This window comes from Ureibacillus chungkukjangi (assembly GCF_044795995.1).
Lineage (GTDB): Bacteria > Bacillota > Bacilli > Bacillales_A > Planococcaceae > Ureibacillus > Ureibacillus chungkukjangi.
Genome location: NZ_CP085009.1, coordinates 1,881,936 through 1,903,382, shown reverse-complemented (window position 1 = coordinate 1,903,382; position 21,447 = coordinate 1,881,936). Strand labels below are relative to the sequence as shown.

General features: G+C 34.7%; 17 protein-coding genes, 1 pseudogene and 1 other annotated feature. Of the genes and pseudogenes, 7 read left to right on the top strand and 11 right to left on the bottom strand.

Going from position 1 to position 21,447, the window contains the following annotated elements:
• Positions 1-51: 51 nt before the first annotated feature.
• Positions 52-1,080, top strand: a complete 1,029-nt coding sequence (locus tag LG296_RS09425; protein WP_107937060.1) for a PTS transporter subunit IIC — start codon at positions 52-54, stop codon at positions 1,078-1,080.
• A 19-nt stretch (positions 1,081-1,099) separates the two neighbouring features.
• Here the strand turns inward: LG296_RS09425 and LG296_RS09420 are convergent, their stop codons facing one another.
• Positions 1,100-1,990, bottom strand: a complete 891-nt coding sequence (locus LG296_RS09420) for a tyrosine-type recombinase/integrase (protein ID WP_107937062.1) — start codon at positions 1,988-1,990, stop codon at positions 1,100-1,102.
• A gap of 293 nt (positions 1,991-2,283) precedes the next feature.
• Here LG296_RS09420 and LG296_RS09415 point away from each other — a divergent pair, with 293 nt between their 5' ends.
• Positions 2,284-3,075, top strand: a complete 792-nt coding sequence (locus LG296_RS09415; RefSeq protein WP_107937064.1) for an enoyl-CoA hydratase/isomerase family protein — start codon at positions 2,284-2,286, stop codon at positions 3,073-3,075.
• Between the two features lie 53 nt (positions 3,076-3,128).
• On the opposite strand, the gene LG296_RS09410 is transcribed toward LG296_RS09415, so the two are convergent.
• Positions 3,129-3,932, bottom strand: a complete 804-nt coding sequence (locus tag LG296_RS09410) for a hypothetical protein (RefSeq protein ID WP_107937066.1) — start codon at positions 3,930-3,932, stop codon at positions 3,129-3,131.
• Between the two features lie 217 nt (positions 3,933-4,149).
• Here LG296_RS09410 and LG296_RS09405 point away from each other — a divergent pair, with 217 nt between their 5' ends.
• Positions 4,150-5,316 carry an aminotransferase class I/II-fold pyridoxal phosphate-dependent enzyme gene (locus LG296_RS09405; RefSeq protein ID WP_107937068.1) on the top strand — a complete coding sequence of 389 codons (1,167 nt, stop codon included), beginning with the start codon at positions 4,150-4,152 and terminating at the stop codon, positions 5,314-5,316.
• 44 nt (positions 5,317-5,360) lie between these two features.
• Here LG296_RS09405 and LG296_RS09400 read toward each other — a convergent pair whose 3' ends face one another.
• Together LG296_RS09400 and LG296_RS09395 are read right to left on the bottom strand one after the other, a co-directional pair.
• Positions 5,361-6,587: an AI-2E family transporter gene (locus tag LG296_RS09400; RefSeq protein WP_107937070.1), complete on the bottom strand. Its 1,227-nt coding sequence runs from the start codon at positions 6,585-6,587 to the stop codon at positions 5,361-5,363.
• Positions 6,588-6,724: 137 nt separating this feature from the next.
• Positions 6,725-7,678 carry an LCP family protein gene (locus tag LG296_RS09395; RefSeq protein ID WP_107937072.1) on the bottom strand — a complete coding sequence of 318 codons (954 nt, stop codon included), beginning with the start codon at positions 7,676-7,678 and terminating at the stop codon, positions 6,725-6,727.
• A gap of 187 nt (positions 7,679-7,865) precedes the next feature.
• On the opposite strand from LG296_RS09395, the gene msrA reads away from it, so the two are divergent.
• Positions 7,866-8,381 (top strand): peptide-methionine (S)-S-oxide reductase MsrA, encoded by a 516-nt coding sequence (gene msrA / locus LG296_RS09390; protein ID WP_107937074.1) that lies wholly within the window; start codon positions 7,866-7,868, stop codon positions 8,379-8,381.
• A 117-nt stretch (positions 8,382-8,498) separates the two neighbouring features.
• Here the strand turns inward: msrA and recQ are convergent, their stop codons facing one another.
• Positions 8,499-10,259, bottom strand: coding sequence for a DNA helicase RecQ (gene recQ, locus LG296_RS09385; RefSeq protein WP_107937077.1), 1,761 nt, complete (start codon positions 10,257-10,259; stop codon positions 8,499-8,501).
• A gap of 213 nt (positions 10,260-10,472) precedes the next feature.
• Between recQ and LG296_RS09380 the strand changes: the two genes are divergently transcribed.
• Positions 10,473-12,077 carry an ABC-F family ATP-binding cassette domain-containing protein gene (locus tag LG296_RS09380; protein WP_107937079.1) on the top strand — a complete coding sequence of 535 codons (1,605 nt, stop codon included), beginning with the start codon at positions 10,473-10,475 and terminating at the stop codon, positions 12,075-12,077.
• A 643-nt stretch (positions 12,078-12,720) separates the two neighbouring features.
• Here the strand turns inward: LG296_RS09380 and LG296_RS09375 are convergent.
• The 5 genes and pseudogenes from LG296_RS09375 to LG296_RS09355 form a co-directional block, all read right to left on the bottom strand.
• Positions 12,721-12,942, bottom strand: a complete 222-nt coding sequence (locus LG296_RS09375; RefSeq protein ID WP_107937081.1) for a transcriptional regulator — start codon at positions 12,940-12,942, stop codon at positions 12,721-12,723.
• 241 nt (positions 12,943-13,183) lie between these two features.
• Positions 13,184-14,533, bottom strand: coding sequence for an amino acid permease (locus LG296_RS09370; RefSeq protein WP_107937083.1), 1,350 nt, complete (start codon positions 14,531-14,533; stop codon positions 13,184-13,186).
• A gap of 81 nt (positions 14,534-14,614) precedes the next feature.
• Positions 14,615-14,867: a binding site (T-box leader), on the bottom strand.
• 582 nt (positions 14,868-15,449) lie between these two features.
• Positions 15,450-15,943, bottom strand: a pseudogene (locus LG296_RS09365) (DinB family protein).
• A 197-nt stretch (positions 15,944-16,140) separates the two neighbouring features.
• Complete coding sequence (locus tag LG296_RS09360; protein WP_235867656.1) at positions 16,141-17,172, bottom strand: serine hydrolase; 1,032 nt, start codon at positions 17,170-17,172, stop codon at positions 16,141-16,143.
• Between the two features lie 243 nt (positions 17,173-17,415).
• A complete protein-coding gene (locus LG296_RS09355; protein ID WP_107937918.1) occupies positions 17,416-17,703 on the bottom strand; it encodes a hypothetical protein in 288 nt (95 codons plus the stop codon).
• Positions 17,704-17,845: 142 nt separating this feature from the next.
• On the opposite strand from LG296_RS09355, the gene LG296_RS09350 reads away from it, so the two are divergent.
• Together LG296_RS09350 and LG296_RS09345 are read left to right on the top strand one after the other, a co-directional pair.
• Positions 17,846-18,016 carry a hypothetical protein gene (locus LG296_RS09350; RefSeq protein WP_404427952.1) on the top strand — a complete coding sequence of 57 codons (171 nt, stop codon included), beginning with the start codon at positions 17,846-17,848 and terminating at the stop codon, positions 18,014-18,016.
• Positions 18,017-18,253: 237 nt separating this feature from the next.
• Positions 18,254-19,420: an IS256 family transposase gene (locus LG296_RS09345; RefSeq protein ID WP_107937934.1), complete on the top strand. Its 1,167-nt coding sequence runs from the start codon at positions 18,254-18,256 to the stop codon at positions 19,418-19,420.
• A gap of 722 nt (positions 19,421-20,142) precedes the next feature.
• Here the strand turns inward: LG296_RS09345 and LG296_RS09340 are convergent.
• A complete protein-coding gene (locus tag LG296_RS09340; RefSeq protein ID WP_282433294.1) occupies positions 20,143-21,351 on the bottom strand; it encodes a helix-turn-helix transcriptional regulator in 1,209 nt (402 codons plus the stop codon).
• Between the last annotated feature and the right edge of the window lie 96 nt (positions 21,352-21,447).

Genomic DNA, 21,447 nt, shown 5'->3' with positions numbered 1-21,447 from the left:
ATGCTGATGTTATATAAGAAAAAAGACATCTTAGAGGGGATTTGTTGCATTATGAAAAATTTTTTTAGCAAGCTATTAACTGGGATGAGCTTAGGAATTGTTGTTTGTTTAATTCCGAATGCTCTAGTTGGAGAAATATTAAAATTAGTTATTCCATACTTCCCGTTTTTCGAAACTGTTTTAAACGCTTCTGTGATTGTAATGAGTTTACTTCCAGTGGTAATCGGGATTATGGCAGGAATTCAATTTAAGTTAACTCCTATTCAAACCTGCTCAGTTGGTTTAGCTGCTTTTATCGGTAGTGGTGTAACAACAATCACAGAAGATGGTACTATAACAATGGCGGGAATCGGGACAGTTATAAATATCGGTTTAACATCTGCCCTAGCAATTTTATTTGTTCAATTTCTAGGTACGAGACTAAAAGACTGGACATTGCTTGCAATGCCAGCATTGACAATTTTCATCCCAGGTTTAATAGGACTTGCTATTTTACCTTACATTAAAAACAGTTCACTTTTAATAGGTAATGGAATTATGTATTTAACAGATCTTCAACCGGTACTAATGGGTGCACTTATTGCTATGATTTTCTCAATTCTAATTATCTCTCCAATTTCAACAATTGGGGTTGCGACAGTAATCATGCTTTCTGGAATTGGTGCTGGAGCAGCAAATCTAGGCGTTTGTGCTTCAGGTGTTGGGATGTGTATCGCAAGCTATCGTTCAAATAATTTTGGTACAGCAATTGCTCACATTGCCTCAGCTAAAATCCAGATGCGTAATTTCCTCATGAAGCCTAAAATCGCTTTACCAATGATTTTAACTGCTACTATTTTAGGAGGCCTTGCAGGTGTATTCGAAATTGAAGGGACTCCTTATAGTGCCGGTTTTGGTTTAGCAGGATTTGTTGGCCCTCTTAAATACTTAGATATTGTAGGCTGGCAGATGGAAAGTATAATCATTTCATTAACATTATTTATTGGTTTACCGATTCTTTTAAATTTACTATTCATTAAAATGTTTGAAACAAAGTTAAAATGGGTTAAATCTGAAGATTATAAAGTTAATTACGAATAATAAAACCCCCTAATCTACGTTACAATTTAAGTAGATTAGGGGGTTTTTGTATCCGATCAAGTCGTTCTTGTAAAACACTTTTACGAGAATAACCATAACGAGCAAATAAATCCTCTAGCTGCTCACCATGCTCCTTTTTAATATCTGTATCAATCAGTGTATAACGAAGAGTAGTAGCTGTAACTTTAAATCCTAGATTATCAGTGAGCTTCTGGAAAATCCGTTCAATTGTTTTCACAGTTATAGGTTCATTTTGTTTATTTCCAAGGCCAAGCCAGACAAACTCTGCCTCTTTACTGTTGGGTAATAACATTTCTGTTTGTTTGCGATATACCCTGAGCCAAATAAGATTTGCTGTAGAAAGAAATAATTTTCTAATCCTTTTACCATGAATAATCGTGATTTCATTCTCTTCCATATGTCCCCACTTCATATTTACTACTTCAGAAGGCTTTAACCCGATTTCAAGCATTATGTTCACGATGCAAAAATTTCTTAATGCAATCCATTTATGGTCTAAACCTACAGTTGCTTCAAAGACTTCCATCCAATAATTAGAAACACTTTTGATCTGATTAGTGGATAAGGTATGAATGGTTAGCTTTTCTTTCTTAATCGGCTTTAATAAGTTATCTGGGAGCTCGTTTATTCTTTCTCTTTGCCTTAAAAATGTTAAAAAGTGATGCAATGAGGCCTTCTTTCGATTGATGCTTGCAACAGAAGAAAATGCTTCTGCTAAATAAAGATTATAGTTTTCAATTAATTTTACAATAGAATCATCAAATGTAAATAAGTGATCCTTCATAAAATTTATAAATTGCTGTGTATCTATACCGTATTGCTTTATAGTATTTTGTGATTTATTGATTGATTGCAGGTAAGCTTTATAATAAGTTACAATGTCATCCATTTAAGTATCTCCTTATAAGCTATTCGTAAATTATTTTGTTTTTCAGTAGATAATGGGCGTGAAATATAGATATTTATTATTGTAATTGAAGTGTCGGATAATATGCAATGAATTCAGTCTTAAGGTCTTGTGCATAAGGGTAAATTATAACAGAGTTTGAAATCTAGTAAACTTTTAACTTATGTATGACTACGTTAATAATTTGGAGTTTTTTTGTTGAATATTCAATTTATGATGCTAGTAAAAGTTATTGTAGTATATAATGTGAGTATTAATACAAAGGGGCTGTTTGAATGCAGGTAAGAACTACAAGACTACAGGAAGAGGATGCAAAAATTATTTATCAAGAAACTGCCGGACTCGCTATTATTACAATCCACCGACCCCAATTAAAAAATGCTTTAACAGCAAATATGTGGTCGCAGTTAGCGAAAATAGCATTACAGACTCTTGATAATCCGAAAAATAAGGTCTTAATTCTTCGAGGATCAGGGGAAAACTTTACAGCAGGCTCTGATATAAAGGAGTTTAACTCGATTTCATTAGAGCAGGCAGAAGAAGCATTTGTGCATATGGAGCAAACCATTTCTACAATTGAACGATTACCTATTCCCGTTATCGGTGTTATTAACGGACCAGCAATGGGAGCTGGCCTGGAATTGGCACTTGCCTGTGACATTCGAATAGGTTCAGAAAAAGCTCGTATGGGGATTCCTGTTGGAAAGCTAGGTATTACCCTAAATAATAAATTTGCCAAACGACTTGTTGATTTAGTTGGCCCATCAGCTACGAAGGATTTTGTTTTTACTGGCCGAATGTATAAAGCTGAAGAAGCATTTAATACTGGTATGTTAAATTATTTAGTAGCTGAAAAGGATTTAAATAAATTTGCTATTCGTATGGGTAAGCTGGTTGCTGGGATGTCCCCTTCATCATTGCTGGCAGTAAAGCGCTCAGTACAGGAATGTGTTGATTCCGCGCCTGTTTTATGGAAAACTTCCACGCCCTTTGTGGATCCTAATGATTTCCCAGAAGGTGTCCGCTCATTTGTTGAAAAACGTCAGCCGAAATTTAACCGAAAATAAATAATAGCCTACCTTGAAAGAAACTTCCTTCCAGGTAGGCTATTTTAAAATCCTCAAATGATTCCTTTTACGTTAATCTTTATCATCGAAGGCTCAAATTCAAATTGACGTATAAATTGCTCTAATATTACCTGCTGTAGACCGCGCATCTTTTCCATCACATCATAATTGACTGGTGAGGTTATATAAATTGTTATATATAAGTTTTGACTATAATCCTTCATAACAAAATGGACAGCATCAATTTTTGCAATTACTCGGTACTGACCGATTATATATTTCACGAATTCAACATATACATTTTTTGATATATAGATCATTTGCTGGTGAAAATCGGGCTGAACAATTGTCGTCTCTCCCAGCTTTTCACGATTTTTTGAAAAGATCGCAAAGCCTCTTTGAATAAATCGCTTAAAAAAATTTTGTTCAACCTGCCTATAAGGAATAGGCATAACATGTTTCCCTTGTGTATTCCTTATGAATTTTGCCATATGAATTTCTCTTTCTGACCGAATATCTTCAATTTGGTGAATATGGTCGATGGGCTCAAGCTTAAGACGTTTAGCAATTTTATTTGTCATTTTATCTGAAGTTCCAATAATGAGAACTGACTTAACCTTAAACTCTTTTATGGCGTTTAAAACCTGCTGTCGATGATCCTCATCCTGGAAAATTGCTCGACGTACTGCAGTAATCGTATTTTTTTCAAATTTAGCGGAAGTACCTGCGATTTTTTCTCCATTTAAAATCAAAAGCCCATCATCAATGATTGCTTCAATCTGGTTTTCATAGGCAAATTGAATGGCACTCGTACTTTTTCCAGTACCACTGGCTCCACTTAAAGCATGTACAATCATCAAATCCACCCCTACTTTTTTTATAGTATAAATGAAAGCCTACTACTATTCTATTCTTCTTTTTTACTCAATAACAATCAAGGCTTTTGCTATTAAGAACAAAATGTCTCTCTATATTATCTATTTATTTCATTTTTTCTGAATTTGAACAGAATTTCTATAGGCTCTATGATAAAATGTGATTTATATTTTGATAGAGTATAAGGAGTGTTCAACCTTGAAAATAATCCCCTCACAGAAAATGTCCCAATTTGAACCTGCGATATTTACAAGCTTAAAAGTCTTTGCCAAGCAGCAAGAGAAAATAAATGGCCTTAGTTTAATAGATTTAAGTTTAGGCAGCCCAGATATCCCTCCGCATGACATTTTACTTAAATCAATGTCGGACCTAAGCAAACAATCTTCTTCCTACGGCTACACATTAAATGGATCACCTGAATTTTATGAGGCTGTAGCGAGATATTATGCCCGTGTTAATAAGGTGGATCTAAATCCTGAAACTGAAATTGTTCAAACGATTGGTTCACAGGAAGGTTTAGTTCACTTACCTATTGCATTCTGTGACCCAGGAGATTACGTCTTAACAACGAACCCTGGATATGTAGCATATGCAGCAGGTATCACCTTAGCAGGAGCAATACCATATTACATACCACTTGAAGAAGAAAGAGGCTTCCTGCCAAATCTCAAAGCGATTCCAGAAGATGTCGCACATAAAGCAAAGCTATTAATCTTAAATATGCCGGGAAATCCTGTTCCAATGGCGCCATCTCTCAACTACTTTGATGAGGTAGTAGCATTTGCCAAAAAGTATAATATTATTGTTTTACATGATGCAGCATATTCGGAATTTTACTTTACTGGAGACGCTCCAATTAGCTTCTTAGCAGCACCTGGAGCAAAAGATGTAGGTTTAGAAATTAACTCCCTATCCAAAAGCTTTAGTTTAGCAGGTGCTCGGGTGGCTTATATTGCTGGCAATGCTGAAATGATAGCGATTATAAAGCAATTAAAATCAAATTTGGACTTCGGTATTTTTGATCCAATTCAATTAACAGCAGTTCTTGCATTAGATAATGCAGAAGTAATTACCTCTTCTTTAAGAGAAACATTTTCCAAACGCCATACAACACTCTTGACAGGTCTGAAGGAATTAGGCTGGACCGTAGCGCCATCAAAAGGAGGCATGTTTGTATGGGCAAAATATCCTTACAAATTAAATAGCGTAGACTTTGCATTTAAAACTATTGAGCAGTGTGGCATTCTAATGGTGCCAGGTACAGCATTCGGCTCTGAAGGTGAAGGGTATGTTCGTCTTGCACTTGTTCAAAATATAGAGACTTTAAAAGAAGCCATAAAACGACTAGAAAGCTTATCACTATAAAAATAAAGACTGTCTCTAATAATTGGAGACAGCCTCTTTTCATGCTAAATATCATATTTGTTTTCGATATCCCGTTCATATCGATTATATCTTCGCCTTACTAGCCCAAACAAATGACTAACTAACACTTTAAACAATGCATATGCCGGGATTCCCAGAATAACTCCTGCAACCCCAAACAATGAACCAAATGTCAAAAGGACAAAAATGATTGTAATCGGGTGAATAGAAAGGGATTTCCCCATAATGTTCGGGGTAATGAATTTCCCTTCTACCAACTGAACAACAGTCCAAACAATAATTAAATAGACGACCATTATTGGTGAAGTAACAATAGCGATAATGAGCGCTGGGGTAATTGCTATAACTGGTCCTAGGTACGGGACTACGCTTGTTACCATTGCTAAAATCCCTAACAAGAAGGCATAATCTAATTTGATAATTAAAAACCCGATCGTCATCATGACACCAATACAAATGGACACTAATATCTGGCCAAGTATGTACGAGCTTACTTGCTTGTCCATTTCTTTTAATACTTGCCCTACTTCATTGCGAGCGCGTGGCGGAAAAATTCGTAAAATGAATTTCGGTAATTTTTCTCCCTCATACAGCAGATAAAACAAGATAAAAGGAACTGTTACAAGGGATAAAAGAATTCCAGTTAATGTTGAAACGAAACCAGTAATTCCTGTAGCTACTGACGAAGCGATATTCGTTAGTGTATCTCTCATTGTGGTTACAAGATCGTCTGTCACATTTGTTAGCATCTTATCATAATCAAAATTAAATTTTGTAAATAATTCATCAAAGCTAGAATTGTTTAAAAATGTAACCGACGTCTCTACAAACTGCATAAAGTACATTGGAAACTCTTCCACTAAATTTGTAAATTGGTCACGTAAAAATGGATACACGAGAAGTGAAAGTAAGGTCATCAGCGCTGCTACAATTACATAAAGAATTAAGATTACAATGCTGCGCGGTACTTTTCCCTTTCCACTTTTATCTGCTAACCGTACGAACGGTCGTAATAGATAATAACCGATAATTGCTAACACACCTGGTAAAATTACTACCTCAAATAAAACCTGAAGTGGATAAAAGATAAAGTCGACTTGATTGAATACAAAGATAATGCATCCAGCAAGTAATAATGTAATAAGTAAAAATAACAGATTTTTCCCACCTAAAAAGCGGATAAATCTTGTTTGAAAAAAGGATGATCTTTCCCTGTTTAACCGATCCTCATAACTCTTTTCTCTTTCCAAAAAACCACCTCGTCAAACTATGAATTTAGTATTCATTCTATTCTATCATGTAAACTGATTTTCCATAAAGTGTTAGAACTGCCAACGATTAAAATTTGTGTAAAATGACATTCTTAAATTGGTAACAAAGAGGGAAATTACTCCCCCTCCAGCTGTAAAAATGAGTGTATTTCTTGTTTATTCTTTTCAATATCGATTTCTATAACTTCACCCGCGTGCGGATAGGATTGATAATCATAGCTTCCTTCCACTGGAATAGTCATTTTATCTATGTCTACTTTTCCCCCAACAGCTAAAGATAGTACTGTTTTTATCTCCTGAGCTGTCGATAAATCTGTCGTAATATACCCTTGTGACGCCCCAATTAGTTTTGGAAGGTTATTTATATTACTAGGAGATAACAATTCATCCTTAAGTGCATCAATGACCTTTTGCTGACGCTCTACACGACCAAAATCCCCCTCTGAATCATGACGGAATCTTGCATATCCTAATAGCTCTTGGCCATTTAAATTTTGTACCCCCTTAGATAGTGATACACCAATATATGCGGACATATCCTTTTCAACTTCCATTTCAATGCCATTAGGCGCAAGAATATCGATCAAGGATTCAAAGCTTTTAAAATCTATTAAAGCATAGTGATGTATTGGTACATCAAACATTGTTTTTAATGTATCCTTTAAAAGCTGTACCCCACCAAGATAATAGGCTGTATTTAATTTATATGATTTATAGCTTGGGATATCTGCATAGATATCTCGCATGAAGGATACAAGCTTTAAATCATTTGTCTCTTGGTTCCAGGATAATACCATCATCGTATCTGAACGGGATTCCTCTTCCCCGCGACTATCAACACCGAGGATTAAGTAGTTTTTAATAGTCTTATGCGCTTCATCTGCAACAAACTCTGCCTCAGGTAATTTTGTTTCAGAAGCGATTTCGAGTCCCTTTTGATATTGGAAATAAGAATAGATTCCAATAATCAGTAGCACTAGTATTAAAAAAGTAAAGAACAGTCTTCCTTTTCGCAGCTTCTTCTTTTTATGTCGGGTCTGTCTTTTTTCTTCGATTTGATTTTCTTCCATATTGCTTCTCCCCTTTGAAAATTCAATTACGAGACGTTCGAAAAGATAGAAAGGTTCATTTTTCCATTATTATACTACGGCTTGTGACAACAAGCTTGAAATATCCTATAAATAATTGTAATAATTTGTTTCCTTATCTATATCATGTTACAATACTATTTATTTTAAGCATTGGAGGCGTAAATAAATGGAAAAAGCGACATTTGCAGGTGGTTGTTTTTGGTGTATGGTTAAACCTTTTGTAGAGTGGGATGGTATACATAAAGTAACTTCTGGCTATATGGGTGGGGCTATAGAAAACCCTACTTATGAGCAAGTAAAAGAAGGAAATACTGGACATTTAGAAGTGGTGCAAATAGAATTTGATTCTTCTATTTTCCCTTATGAAAAATTACTAGAAATCTACTGGATGCAAATCGATCCTACTGATGACGGTGGACAATTCCACGATCGTGGTGAATCCTATAAAACAGCTATTTTCTATCATACAGAGGAGCAGCAAAAGCTTGCTGAGTTCTCTAAGCAACAATTGGCAGATAGCGGTCGCTTTAAAAAGCCTATAGTAACTCAAATTATAGAGGCAGCTACTTTCTGGGAAGCAGAAGATTATCATCAGGACTACTATAAAAATGAAGAAAAACATTACAAGGAAGACCGCGCAATTTCTGGTCGTGACCAATTTATCGATAGTCATTGGAAATAATAGAGAAATCAATCATTTCATGGGCAATAAGATGAAATAACAAAAGGCGACAAACTCCAAGTTGGAATTTGTCGCCTTTTATATTTTGTTGACTATATTCGCAAAAAAACTCGTATATTAAAGTGTACTAAATTCATTAATGGCATCAAGGAAGATGGCGCCATAGCGTTCTAGCTTGTTTTGTCCCACTCCACTCACCTCTAGGAACATTTGTTCGTCAGTCGGTTTTTTCTCACACATATCCTTTAACGTCTTATCTGAAAAGACAACAAATGGAGGTACTCCCTCTTTTTCAGCCAGTTCCTTACGAACAGCCCTCAAATGCTCGAACAAAGGATCATCCCGCTTGACTATTGTTTCTTCGGGCTTAGTCCGACGTAATACTTTCTTTTTCCCTAAAAGAACATCCTTTCCCTCATCCGAAATATAGATTGTTGGGAATTGACCTGGTTGAACTAATAATACCTTTTCCGAAATCAAAAATTCTATAAAGCTGGAAATCTCTTTTGCTGTCATCGATTTCAAAATGCCAAATGTTGATAAGTGTCTAAAGCCCTCTATTTTTTTATTGCGTGCGCCTGCAAGTACTTGGGCAGTAATCGTTTTACCAAATTTTTGACCCATTCGAAAAACACAGGATAATACCTTTTGAGTATCTTCCGTTACATCCATTTTTGGTCTTCCATCAATACAATTACTACATTGTCCGCACTCATTGTTTTGAGATTCACCGAAGTATTGTACTATGTAGGATTGCAAGCAATTCTCTGTATGGCAGTAATCGACCATACTTTGAAGCTTCTTAAGCTCTAACGGTATTCGAGAACGATCTTGAGCTTGATCTATAAGGAAACGCTGTGTTTGCTCATCCGACGAGCTATATAATAGTGTACACTCACTTGGTAATCCATCACGCCCCGCTCTTCCGGCTTCCTGATAATAGCTTTCCATATTACGAGGCATTTGATAATGAATAACAAAACGTACGTTCGTCTTATTGATACCCATTCCAAATGCATTTGTGGCTACCATCACCTGAACTTCATCCTGCAGGAAACGATTTTGTTCCTGTGTTCTATCGGTTTCTCCCATTCCACCATGGTATTTGGCAACCCGCACACCATTTTTTGATAGAAGCTCATAAACTGCTTCTACTGATTTTCTTGTAGCAGCATAAATAATCCCCACTTCATTTGGATTATTTTTTACATATCTTTTGATGTATTGATCCCTGTTTTCACCTATCAAAACCTTAAATGACAGATTTTCGCGAGCAAAGCCTGTTATGAAACTATCATGTTCACTGATATGTAATAAAGAACAAATATCATCGCTAACAGTAGGTGTTGCTGTAGCAGTTAAAGCGATGACAGTCGGTTTTTTATGCCATAGTGAAACGAGTGAGGAAATCGTGCGATAACTTGGTCTAAAATCATGTCCCCATTGGGAAATACAGTGGGCTTCATCAATTGCAACTAAAGGGACATTTAGCTGTGAAAGTTCATTTCGGAACATTTCGTTTTCTAATCGTTCAGGCGCAATATATAAAAGCTTTACTAATCCATTTCTTACATCTTCCATTGTTTCGTTTATTTGACTATAAGTTAATGAGCTATTAATATAAGCCGCTTGTATCCCATTGGAATGAAGTAGATCCACCTGGTCCTTCATTAATGAGATTAAAGGTGAAATTACAACGGTTGTGCCTTCAACACACAATGCAGGCACCTGATAACAAAGAGACTTCCCTCCACCAGTTGGCATAACGCAAAGTGTATCACGACCATTTAGCACATTCTCAATTACCTGTTGCTGCCCTATACGGAAACTATCATATCCAAAATATTGCTTTAAAACTTGCTGTGCTTTTTGTATCATAGATTACCTCTCTATTTCAGTGGTTCTCTTATTATACTAGAAATCCAGTAAAAGAAAAAATCGTGAATTTAACATTAATCTTAAAACTGCCAGGAAACTTAAGTAATACCAGTGATTTCTAGCTTTTGTAAGCATCCCATGCTATAATAGAAACATTGTGTACAAAAGAGATTTTTGAAGCAATTTAGCTGAATATAAAAAGGAGGAGCTTACATGATTCAAGTTAGCAATGTAGGTCTTCGCTATGGCGATCGTAAACTATTTGAAGACGTAAATATTAAATTCACACCGGGGAACTGTTATGGTCTTATCGGTGCGAATGGTGCAGGAAAATCTACTTTCCTTAAAATTCTATCTGGAGATATCGAGCCTCAAGAAGGTAATGTTTCAATGGGGAAAGACGAACGTTTATCCGTTTTAAAACAAAACCACTTTGAGTACGATGAGTATAATGTTCTTGATACTGTTGTTATGGGGAACAAGCGTCTTTGGGAAGTAAAAGCTGAAAAAGATGCGATTTATATGAAAGAAGAGTTCTCTGACGAAGACGGCATGCGTGCTGCAGAATTAGAGGGTGAATTCGCAGACTTAAATGGTTGGGAAGCTGAATCAGAGGCTGCAACATTACTTAACGGTCTAGGTATTGGCGATGAGCTTCACTATGTACAAATGGCTGACCTAGAAGGTTCAGATAAAGTCAAAGTATTATTAGCTCAAGCTTTATTCGGTAAACCAGATGTTCTATTACTGGATGAGCCTACCAATCACTTAGATTTAAAAGCGATTAAATGGCTGGAAGAGTTTTTAATTAACTTTGAAAATACAGTTATTGTTGTATCCCATGACCGTCACTTCTTAAACAAGGTTTGTACGCATATTGCCGATTTAGACTTCTCCAAAATCCAGATTTATGTTGGTAACTATGATTTCTGGTATGAGTCAAGCCAATTAGCACTTAAAATGGCTCAAGATCAAAACAAGAAAAAAGAAGAGAAAATTAAAGAGCTACAAGCATTCGTTGCACGTTTCTCTGCAAATGCTTCTAAATCAAGTCAAGCGACTTCGCGTAAAAAAATGCTGGATAAAATTGAACTAGATGATATCAAGCCTTCTAGCCGTAAGTATCCATTCATTAACTTCCAAATTGGCCGCGATATTGGAAATGACGTATTAACAGTAGATGGCTTATCAGCTACTCAGGAAGGCGAAGTATTATTTAAAGATGCTCGCTTTATGATGAACAAGGAAGATAAAATTATTTTACTTGGTAATCCAATCGCTAAAACAGCGTTGTTGGACATTTTAGCAGAACAACGCCAGGCTGATAGCGGTACATTTAAATGGGGTGTGACAACATCTCAAAGCTATTTTGAAAATGATCACGATAAATACTTCACAGGCTCTGAAAAATCATTAGTTGAATGGCTTCGTCAATATTCACCTGAGGATGAAACAGAAAGCTTCTTACGTGGCTTCTTGGGTCGTATGTTATTCTCTGGTGAAGAAGTGAAAAAATCCCCTTCTGTTCTTTCAGGAGGAGAAAAAGTTCGATGTATGCTATCTAAAATGATGCTTTCGAACTCAAACGTATTATTACTTGATGAGCCTACTAACCACTTAGACCTTGAGTCAATTCAAGCTCTAAACGAAGGTTTAACTCGCTTTAAGGGTGCGATGATTTTCACATCTCATGACCACCAATTTATCCAAACAATTGCAAACCGTGTGATTGAAATTCAGGAAGACGGTTCAATTCTAGATAAACAATTAACTTATGATGAATTCTTAGAGTGGAAAGAAGCTCAGGGAATTAAATAATTCGTTCTTTTATATGAAGCATTGATATTACTTGTGTGTTATACAAACTATATATTTACAACTCACCGTTATCACCCATTCTTCCCCAACTAATTTGGGGAGACTTTGGGGAAGTCCTTATAATATTTTATAAGAGCACGGGCAGGTACAATAAAACCAGGTAGCGTAATGCTATCTGGTTTTTTATTTTTTGAATTGTAACATTTGATCGGGAGGATAATGAAAAATAAACACTACATTCAAATGGCTTTAATTATTTCAAATTTAATAATGTATTTTAAATGTAGTAGAGAAATCGCATCCTATTCGATTAAACCTAATAATTGTTTTATTTCATTCTCACAATGATTTTTAAGCGCAATATTATTATATTTCACATTAAAATCACGTCTTTGTTCGGTAACGGTGTATATCGTGAAGCCATCTTCGGATTTACCTGGATGTACCTTTGCGCCGATTCTGCCTAATTCACCTTTAATGTTTATTAATTCCGTATGTAAATCTTATATTTTTCCATCGATCCACATCTCAAAAGCTCTTTGCATTTTCAACTTTTTTAAATGCTTGCTATCACGTTCAAGTGTTCGTATAGTTAGATCAAGTATAATCTGTCTATGGGCCAAATCACTAGCAGCCTGAGTAATCAAATAACTTCACGCTCTTTTATTATTACAGGCACGAGTGCAAGAACACTGTCGATTAGAAAGGTGCGTTTTCCCTGCCTAGTAAAACAAAATGCAGAAAATGATCCGTCTAAAACTTTAACAATCTTAATCCGCCTTTTACTAATTTCACCCGATTTTGAGACGTACATAATATCCACCAGTTGATTACGTTGCAAAGCTTTTAACACCCGACTCTTCATATTTAACCCTCCAACAATCGAACTAACGTTCTCATTCTATTCAATTATAGAACCAATGTTCTCGTATTACAATATGAAGAAGCCAGGTAATTATTACCTGGCTTTTTGACTTGTTCAACTTAAAGATGTTTTCCTATAACCCAAAATTTAGGTGCTCACGTTTGTTAATCTATTACATGAACTAAACGATTAACAGAGTATTAATATATCAGTGCAATTTAATTCCGATACTTCTGTAGAATTATTTTATTTTATATCCAATGTAAAGGATGATAAACCAAATAGGTGCTACATATAGCGCGATACACATGTCCGGTATAAATGCCATCAAGACAATGACAAATGCCAAAAAGGTTAAAGCTATATATGTAGTAATTGGATGTAGAGGTAATTTAAATTTTAGCTTTTCAACTTCCTCTTTTGTTTTGGTTTTTCTAAATTTCAATTGTGTAATTAAAATGATTGTCCAGCAGGTAATGACCGCAACCGTTGCAACAGCAGAAATATACAAAAACACTTTTTCAGGAACGATATAATTCAGGAATACTGCCACTAATAAAAAGAATGATGAAAACACAATTCCACGTCTTGGACTACCATTTTTGTGTAGTTTTCCGAAATACTTAGGACCGTTATTTTGAAGGGATAAATTGTACAGCATTCTTCCCGAACTGAACAAACCACTATTGAAAGCTGATAAGGCTGCTGTGATAACTACAAAGTTAATGATATGTGCAGCGCCAGGTATTCCAACATTCTCAAAGATTAATACAAATGGGCTACCATTAGTCCCAATATCATTCCAAGGGTATAAAATCATCATGATGCCTAGTGCACCAATATAAAAAATTAATATCCGAAAGACCACATTATTGATCGCTGATGGAATTGATTTTTGAGGGTTTTTTGCCTCACCAGCCGTAATTCCGACCAATTCTATTCCTCCAAATGAAAACATAACAAGCACCAATGACAATAAAATACCCTCTGTTCCATTTGGCATGAATCCACCATGAATCCACAAATTTTCAAATCCGATTGGCTGACCACTATTCCCAAACCCAAGGAAGATGATTCCTAACCCTAGCAAAATCATACCAATAATGGCTACTATTTTAATCATCGCAAACCAAAATTCAAACTCTCCAAATGCTTTGACATTTGCTAGATTAATGAATGTAATGAGAATCAAAACAACAAGCGCTGTCAGCCATTGTGGAATTTCTGGGTACCAATAATTCACATAGACTCCAGTAACTGTTATTTCCGCCATTCCAACAACAATCCACATAAACCAATACGTCCATCCAGTTAAATATCCTGCAAAAGGACCTAAATATCGATTGGCATATGTACTAAATGAACCCGACACCGGTTCTTCTACTGCCATTTCACCTAACGCCCTCATAATAGTGAAAATAACCAGTCCCCCAACTAAATAAGAAAATAAAATAGAGGGGCCAGCCATTTGAATGGTCGCACTGGAACCATAAAACAATCCTACTCCAATTGAACCACCCAGTGCTATAAACTGAATATGCCTATTATCTAAACCTCGTTGCAGTTTTTCGCTTTTATCCACCTTGTTCAATCAATTTACCTCCTCATAATCTATTTCAAATATTGCAAGTGTAATAAGAAAAAAATAAAAAAAACGCCCTTTTGGATTAACCAAAAGGACGATTCAACTCGTGTTACCACCTTAAATTCATAAGCAACTTTCATTACCTATCTTAGTAAGTACAGCCATAAGACGATACTTTAGCACATGATGACGGGTGCTTTGCCGGTGTAGCCTACTAAGAAATCCAATTCAGTACACAGCTCCAAGATGAATTCGCAATCCGTCAACACGCACCTCTCATCAACCGGTAACTTTCTGTAGTGTTTATGTGATTGCTACTATTTCTTTTCATAGCCTTTATTCTTATATTCCGAGATGCTTTACAACTCTTCAATCTGCAAATATTGATTGTTAATAATTTTACCTTTTATTATTTATTTGTCAATACAGAATATGACTTTTCTATTTTGGATTCTTACCTAGCCACAGTTACCCCCACATTTAGTGATATACATATTTACTTCTATGTATTTCCAGTCTATAATTTTACATTCAGATGTTTCTCCGCAATTTATTTCTTTCCAATTATGTTGCATTCTCACCTTATTCGTTCAACCCAAGCACTATGATTTCCCCCGCGAGTAGGATTTCGTCAGCCAGAGCGTTACGGTAAATTCATACAAAGTGGTTCTATAAATAACTATTTTACTATGTGTAATATTACAATAAACGTTCTCACAAAAAAATATTGAAACATATAATCCTCTTTCTAACCAACTATACAAAACAATTTTAGTCTACTCTCTAAACTATTAAAACAGTAAAAAACCCATTTTATTATTTAAACTATTACGCTAAAGATTATTCAAGATAATAGCCCTTAAATGAAAAATGAGCGCATTTCTTTTTCAAGAATTGGCCCCTTTTGTGGAATATCGTTTTTTCAACTAAAGACCACTTTAATTAATGAATGAATAGAGTTAAACTTTCTTCCGATAAAATTAGCAAGTACGGGATTGAGCTCTAATTCTCTTGACCAAATAGAGAGTTGACCAATGTGATGTATTTCGTGTGCAATTATATGATGTAATATTTCCACAACAGTATATTTATCTTAATCCCCAGGCACACATACAACTATCTCTTTTAATTCATCTAATTTATTTTTTAGAAATTCTGCTATTTCATTTCGGAGTCTATCAGAAAGAGATTTCAACTTTTCAGGCGTATCATATTCAGCAAATTCAACTACGATGTCTTCTTTGCCTTGAATACCACGAAGCCAACTATATACAACATCAATAACGTGAAATAAGTATATAAAATACTCCCTACTCCACCAGTTCGATCTTTTATCAATTCCTCATTTGATAGTTGGTAACACCATTCAAACCATTCGTCTCTTACCTGCCAATTATATTTAAAAAAATTTAACAATATGAACACGAACACTCCATTATAATTGTTTATAACTATTAGTGATACAATGTGTCTTATTAAAATATTTATATCAAAATAAAGAAGACCCTCTCGTTTGAGATGGATACCTCTTAATCATTATCCAACTAAAGCGCCCGATTGTTGAATATCATTTTTTAAGTTAAAGCAACTAACTGTTACTTCAATAATGCTTTTTAGCATATAAGAGTTCTATATATTTCTCCTATAATACCTTCCATCTGATGAACACCTAATTCAGTATTTGTCATGATGACTGCACCTTTTTCTAAATACGGAAACGCCACCATCATACATTGAAAACCTACTCCCCAACCGAGTGATTGAATTTCTATTTCTTTTTCAGAACCTGCTAGAAACACACCTAGTCCAACCCAATCTTTTCCTCTTTGCGAGCTTATCATGTCTTTTATTGCATTTGAAGAAATACCAACTTTACTTTCTCCTTTTATTGCATCCATTAATTCAATAACCAATTTTGCTAGATCCACCGAGGTTGTCCAAAGTCCAGAAGATGCTGGGTAGGGATATAAAGGATATTTTCCATCCACTAATTTACCATTTTTGTTATGACCACAAGAAAATTTTTCACTACTCATAACAGGTATTGACATATCCAATGTGCTATTTCCCATTTTTAATGGTTCAAATATAAGTTCTTTCATCATTTGATGAAACGGTTTTCCAGTCACATCTTCTAATAATAGCTGGATTATACAATAACCTGCATCAGAATAGTCGAATCCACTCTCTGGTTCGTAATTCACTTCAATAGGAACTTTACAATAAGGGGTTTTTCCATCTAATAATTCAACCAACGAAGGAAAGCTTGGAATTGTTTTAAGCTCACCAAAACTGTTTTCAGGGTCTTTTATTCCAGATTGATGGCTAAGTAAATTTCGTAATGTTACTCTTTTGTTTTTCGTTAAATCATTTTCAGGTATTTTCCACGAAACGAGTCTATTGTTTACATCCTCATCTAAATCAAGTAGTCCTTGGTTCGTTAGTTTCATAACAAGCATTCCCGTTAGAAACTTACTAATTGAACAAGCACTAAAAATCGAATTCTCATTTACGTACTTATTACTTTCTACCTCTAATAAGCCGTAATTTTCTGTATCACATATTTGTCCATGATTAATTAACGTAATACTTAAACCTTGCACATTATAATGTTTCATACGCTCTTGAATGTTGATGTTTTCCATACTCTCCCCCCAATTTAGCAGCCTCAGCTTCAATAGAATTATAACACGAACGTATTTTCTATTGTATGTATATGGAAAAAGCAATTTCAATTAATCTGTGAGAAGTTTAAGTGTAAACCTTCACATTTTTCACTTTAGATTAAAATTATTATTCAACAATATGGCCCTTTAATGAAAAATGACGCAATCCTCATTAAAGAAATGCGCCATATTCTAGAACAAGTATATATGGGTCTTAATTTATTACTGATTTATTACCGCGTAACCAATCCATCCGATTAGAATAATATTTGGTGCAATCAAGAGTGCTGATAGCCATCTAATATTTTTTCTTAGTGATAAAGCAGCACCGAGGTAAAAGAAAGGGAATATCAAACCCCACCATTCAAAACGTGGCGATGCAGCTAAGTAAAGCGATAATGGAATTATCAATAGACTGGAAATCACAAGAAACATTGGCTTTTTCATTACTAAAGAAATAAACGAAAGTACAATCGAAGCAATCATAAATGGCCAAAATAACAACCCCATAGAGAACCCCCTTAAAGTTTTCCTCTTATCCTGCGATGTTCTGAATACTCAATATAATTATCTCTAATTCCTATAATTCCCACAATGAGTTATTTAACAATCTGGCCCTATTGCTGAAAAAGACACAATTCCTCTTCAAGAATTGCGCCATTTAATCAAAGAAGGTTCAGCTAAAAATACAAGGGACAACATATTTCTTTTCTTTACTTTTTTCCCGTTTTTATCATTAAAAAATCCAAATACAACAGCCAATGAAATAATAATAGCAACTAATGAAATAATAATAGCAACTAATGGAATCCGTCCTTTATAAAGTAACAAGCGAAAGTAAAATATGTGGAGATTTTTCGGTTATATGCCAAATGAAGCTCTGTTTTGGGGTACATAAAGGGAAGAATTCCGAATATGTTAAAAAAATCCTCCACTTTCTCGTTCTTTGAGTCGATAGGCGATAAAGTCCATATAATTGTGTAAAAAGAAAAAGAGTCATTTTATTCTCTCTTGGATACAATGTTTTCAGCGACGATAAACATGAAAAGAGGGAATAATAATGACTCAATTACAGTTTAACTTAGATATGGACTTTTTAAAAGATTCTGTTCTAAATTCTGATTTAAATACTGTTGTAAAATCTGCTTTAGTACTAGTTCTAAATGAATTCATGGAAAAAGAAAGAGACGAATATTTAAATGCAGCGGCTTATGAACGTTCGAGCGATCGAATTGATTATCGAAATGGCTACTACGAGCGTGAAATTGTTATGAGTGTTGGAAAATTAACTTTAAAAGTTCCTAGAACTCGAAATGGCGAATTTTCTACCAGTGTGTTTGAAAAGTACGCTAGACATGATCAAGCATTGATTCTATCGATGATAGAAATGGTTGTAAATGGTGTCTCTACAAGAAAGGTAACTCAAATTGTGGAGCAGCTTTGTGGTGAAACTGTATCGAAATCACTGGTGTCTTCACTGACACAAAAACTAGATCCCATTATTAACACTTGGGCGAACAGACCTTTAAACACTACTTACTATCCTTATATTTTTCTGGATGCAATGTATATTAAAGTGCGTGAACATCACCAAGTTGTATCAAAAGCTGTCTATATTGCAACGGCTATTACCGAAGAGAATAAACGTGAGATTCTTGGTTTAAGCGTGGACCATGTAGAGAGTTATGAAAGTTGGAGTCGCTTTCTACAACACTTAAAATCGCGAGGAATTCAATCCCCAAAGTTAGTTATATCTGATGCTCACCAAGGTTTACGAAAGGCCATCCAACGGGAATTCATCGGAACTACATGGCAAAGATGTAACGTACACTTTAAACGTAATATTATTGAAAAGCTGCCGAAAAAGGATTCAGGAGATTTCCGTCTCATGATTAGACGCATCTTTGATGCAGTTACCCTTGAGGATATGCGCAAATTTAAAGATGAGTTAATGAATCAGTATGCAGAAGATCGCAGATATGAAAAAGCACTTACAGTACTAGATGAAGGTTTCGAAGATACCATTCAATATATGAATTTTCCCAAAGGAATACGTGTTAATATTCGAAGTACGAATTCTCTGGAACGATTAAATCAAGAAGTACGTAGAAGGGAGACCGTAATCCGTATCTTCCCTAATACCCAATCTGCCTTCAGATTAGTTGGTGCTGTGTTAATGCATTATCAAGAAAACGATTATTCAAAAAGAAAAGGACTTTCTAGATAGTACCTTGTTTTACATCTTCAACTCCCATTAATGGAGTATTCCACATTCAGTAAAGGCAGTCAAAGTGAAAAGAGCCTTTGACAGCCTTTACTGAATATGGAGTTAATAAGCCATGGGAGTTAAGGATGAAAAATGTAGTGGGGGTTGGTTTACATGCCCACAAAATATAGTTGAAAACATCTGTATTGAATTTACACAATAACTAGGACTTGACTCGATAGGCGGAATCTCTCCTTCTATTTAGGCTACTTTTTATCCTATTTCCTAATTAAGTGAAATTTTTCAGGCTATTATTCAGATTGGGCGTTCAACCTGAACGTTCAACCGATAAGAACGAACCCTTTTGATTCCAGATACGGGTATTAGCATCTTAACTAGTTCAAGTACTAAATGCTAACCATAAAAAACCATTCAGCAGCCTAAATAATAGCTGCTAAATGGCTTATATTGATTTGTTGAATCGAAGTTTAATCAACTTAATATTAAATAAACTTAAGATTTGATATCAGGAATGCCTCATATACGGCTATTTAGTAGAAGGTGTGTTATATGTGGCGCTTACAAGGCTTACTATTCTATACCGAAATTATTTAACTGAAATATTACTTTATATTTTTATAAAACCGGTGGATGAATTGGAATATACAGCGTTAATAATGCAACACTCACTAGTAAGATTGACAATCTAGCATTTTTTTTCATATTTATATTCTCCTTTAGATTCAGATAAATTGCATAGCTTTCTCAAACATTTTTTCTTGTCGATAATACTCTCCTAATAAATAAGAAAATTGTTGGTGCATTTCTTTTAATTCTTCATTATTTGCTGTATATGGAATTAACCTCCCTTCTAAAAAATCCATTGCTTTCTTTTTTTCTTCTCCCACCAAATATAAATAAAAAGTAGCGAATAAATTAAAACTTAACTTTTTCTTAAGTTTTGCTTCTGCCTTTAGAACACTAAAGGTATTAATACTCTTCTCCACTTGCTCTACGCGAAACTGTGTAATACCTAAGTTATATAAGCAAAGCAGATAATGATCTGAGTCCTTCGACATTAACGAGGCGCTTTTTTCAAAGTGAATCAATGCATTTTCATATTCCCCTTTCATTTGGTACAAATCCCCCAAATTGTGATATACGGCAGGTAAAAGCTGATGTTGCTGTAATAGTTCCACATTTCTCAATAGATGTTCATAGATTTCGATTGCTTCATGAAACACTTTTCCTCGAGAGTAATTGAGTGCCAGAGAAATTAATGTATAAACAATTCTTTTAAAATTAAACTGATCTTTATAGAATTGAAGAGCTTTTTTCCCATATATAATTGCCTGGCTTGGTTCTTCTAAACGTCCTTTTATTAAAGCGAAATGGTAGTAAAACTCTCCTTCTAGTGACCCTAGTTCTGGATGTATTTGAAGTATTTTATTAAGTTCTGTAGCTGCCTCCTCGTATTTACCCTTTGTTATTAAAACTAATGCGTAATAATATGAATGTAAATACCTTTCATGTTGGGAAAAATTCTTTCGGTGGGCATTTAGCCATCTTAATTGATTTTCTGCTAATTTATGCTCGTTAACAAACACATAGTAACGTAATTTATAAAGTTCATATAAATAAATAGATTCCGTAAAACAAATTATTTCTTCGTATTCTTTTAATTTATCTAGTGTCTCTTTTACTCTCTCATTCTCTAGGTAATTTATCTGTTTTTGTAAATCATTTAATAACCGCATAATATTTTGCTCACTATTTTCTACATCTTGAATATTAATATTTAATCTTTCGAGCAATAAACGTATTGTCTCACTATTTGCTTCTTTATTATTATTCTCAATTTTACTTAAATGAGGAATTGAGCAAATCCCCATTGCCACCGAATTCTGTGTCATTCCTAGCTTTGTTCGATAGTACTTAATTAATGAACCCATTTTCATTCTACTAACCTCCTTCCTAGAATTACCTTTTTTATATCTATTATACTTAAAATTTCCCAATAATCAAAAAATTAATAGTATGTTAGATTT

Excerpts from the sequence above, each read along its gene's own strand:
- LG296_RS09425 (WP_107937060.1), top strand. The coding sequence starts at position 52 with ATGAAAAATTTTTTTAGCAAGCTATTAACTGGGATGAGCTTAGGAATT.
- LG296_RS09420 (WP_107937062.1), bottom strand. The coding sequence starts at position 1,990 with ATGGATGACATTGTAACTTATTATAAAGCTTACCTGCAATCAATCAAT.
- LG296_RS09415 (WP_107937064.1), top strand. The coding sequence starts at position 2,284 with ATGCAGGTAAGAACTACAAGACTACAGGAAGAGGATGCAAAAATTATT.
- LG296_RS09410 (WP_107937066.1), bottom strand. The coding sequence starts at position 3,932 with ATGATTGTACATGCTTTAAGTGGAGCCAGTGGTACTGGAAAAAGTACG.
- LG296_RS09395 (WP_107937072.1), bottom strand. The coding sequence starts at position 7,678 with ATGGAAGAAAATCAAATCGAAGAAAAAAGACAGACCCGACATAAAAAG.
- msrA (WP_107937074.1), top strand. The coding sequence starts at position 7,866 with ATGGAAAAAGCGACATTTGCAGGTGGTTGTTTTTGGTGTATGGTTAAA.
- recQ (WP_107937077.1), bottom strand. The coding sequence starts at position 10,259 with ATGATACAAAAAGCACAGCAAGTTTTAAAGCAATATTTTGGATATGAT.
- LG296_RS09380 (WP_107937079.1), top strand. The coding sequence starts at position 10,473 with ATGATTCAAGTTAGCAATGTAGGTCTTCGCTATGGCGATCGTAAACTA.
- LG296_RS09375 (WP_107937081.1), bottom strand. The coding sequence starts at position 12,942 with ATGAAGAGTCGGGTGTTAAAAGCTTTGCAACGTAATCAACTGGTGGAT.
- LG296_RS09360 (WP_235867656.1), bottom strand. The coding sequence starts at position 17,172 with ATGGAAAACATCAACATTCAAGAGCGTATGAAACATTATAATGTGCAA.
- LG296_RS09355 (WP_107937918.1), bottom strand. The coding sequence starts at position 17,703 with ATGGGGTTGTTATTTTGGCCATTTATGATTGCTTCGATTGTACTTTCG.
- LG296_RS09345 (WP_107937934.1), top strand. The coding sequence starts at position 18,254 with ATGACTCAATTACAGTTTAACTTAGATATGGACTTTTTAAAAGATTCT.
- LG296_RS09340 (WP_282433294.1), bottom strand. The coding sequence starts at position 21,351 with ATGGGTTCATTAATTAAGTACTATCGAACAAAGCTAGGAATGACACAG.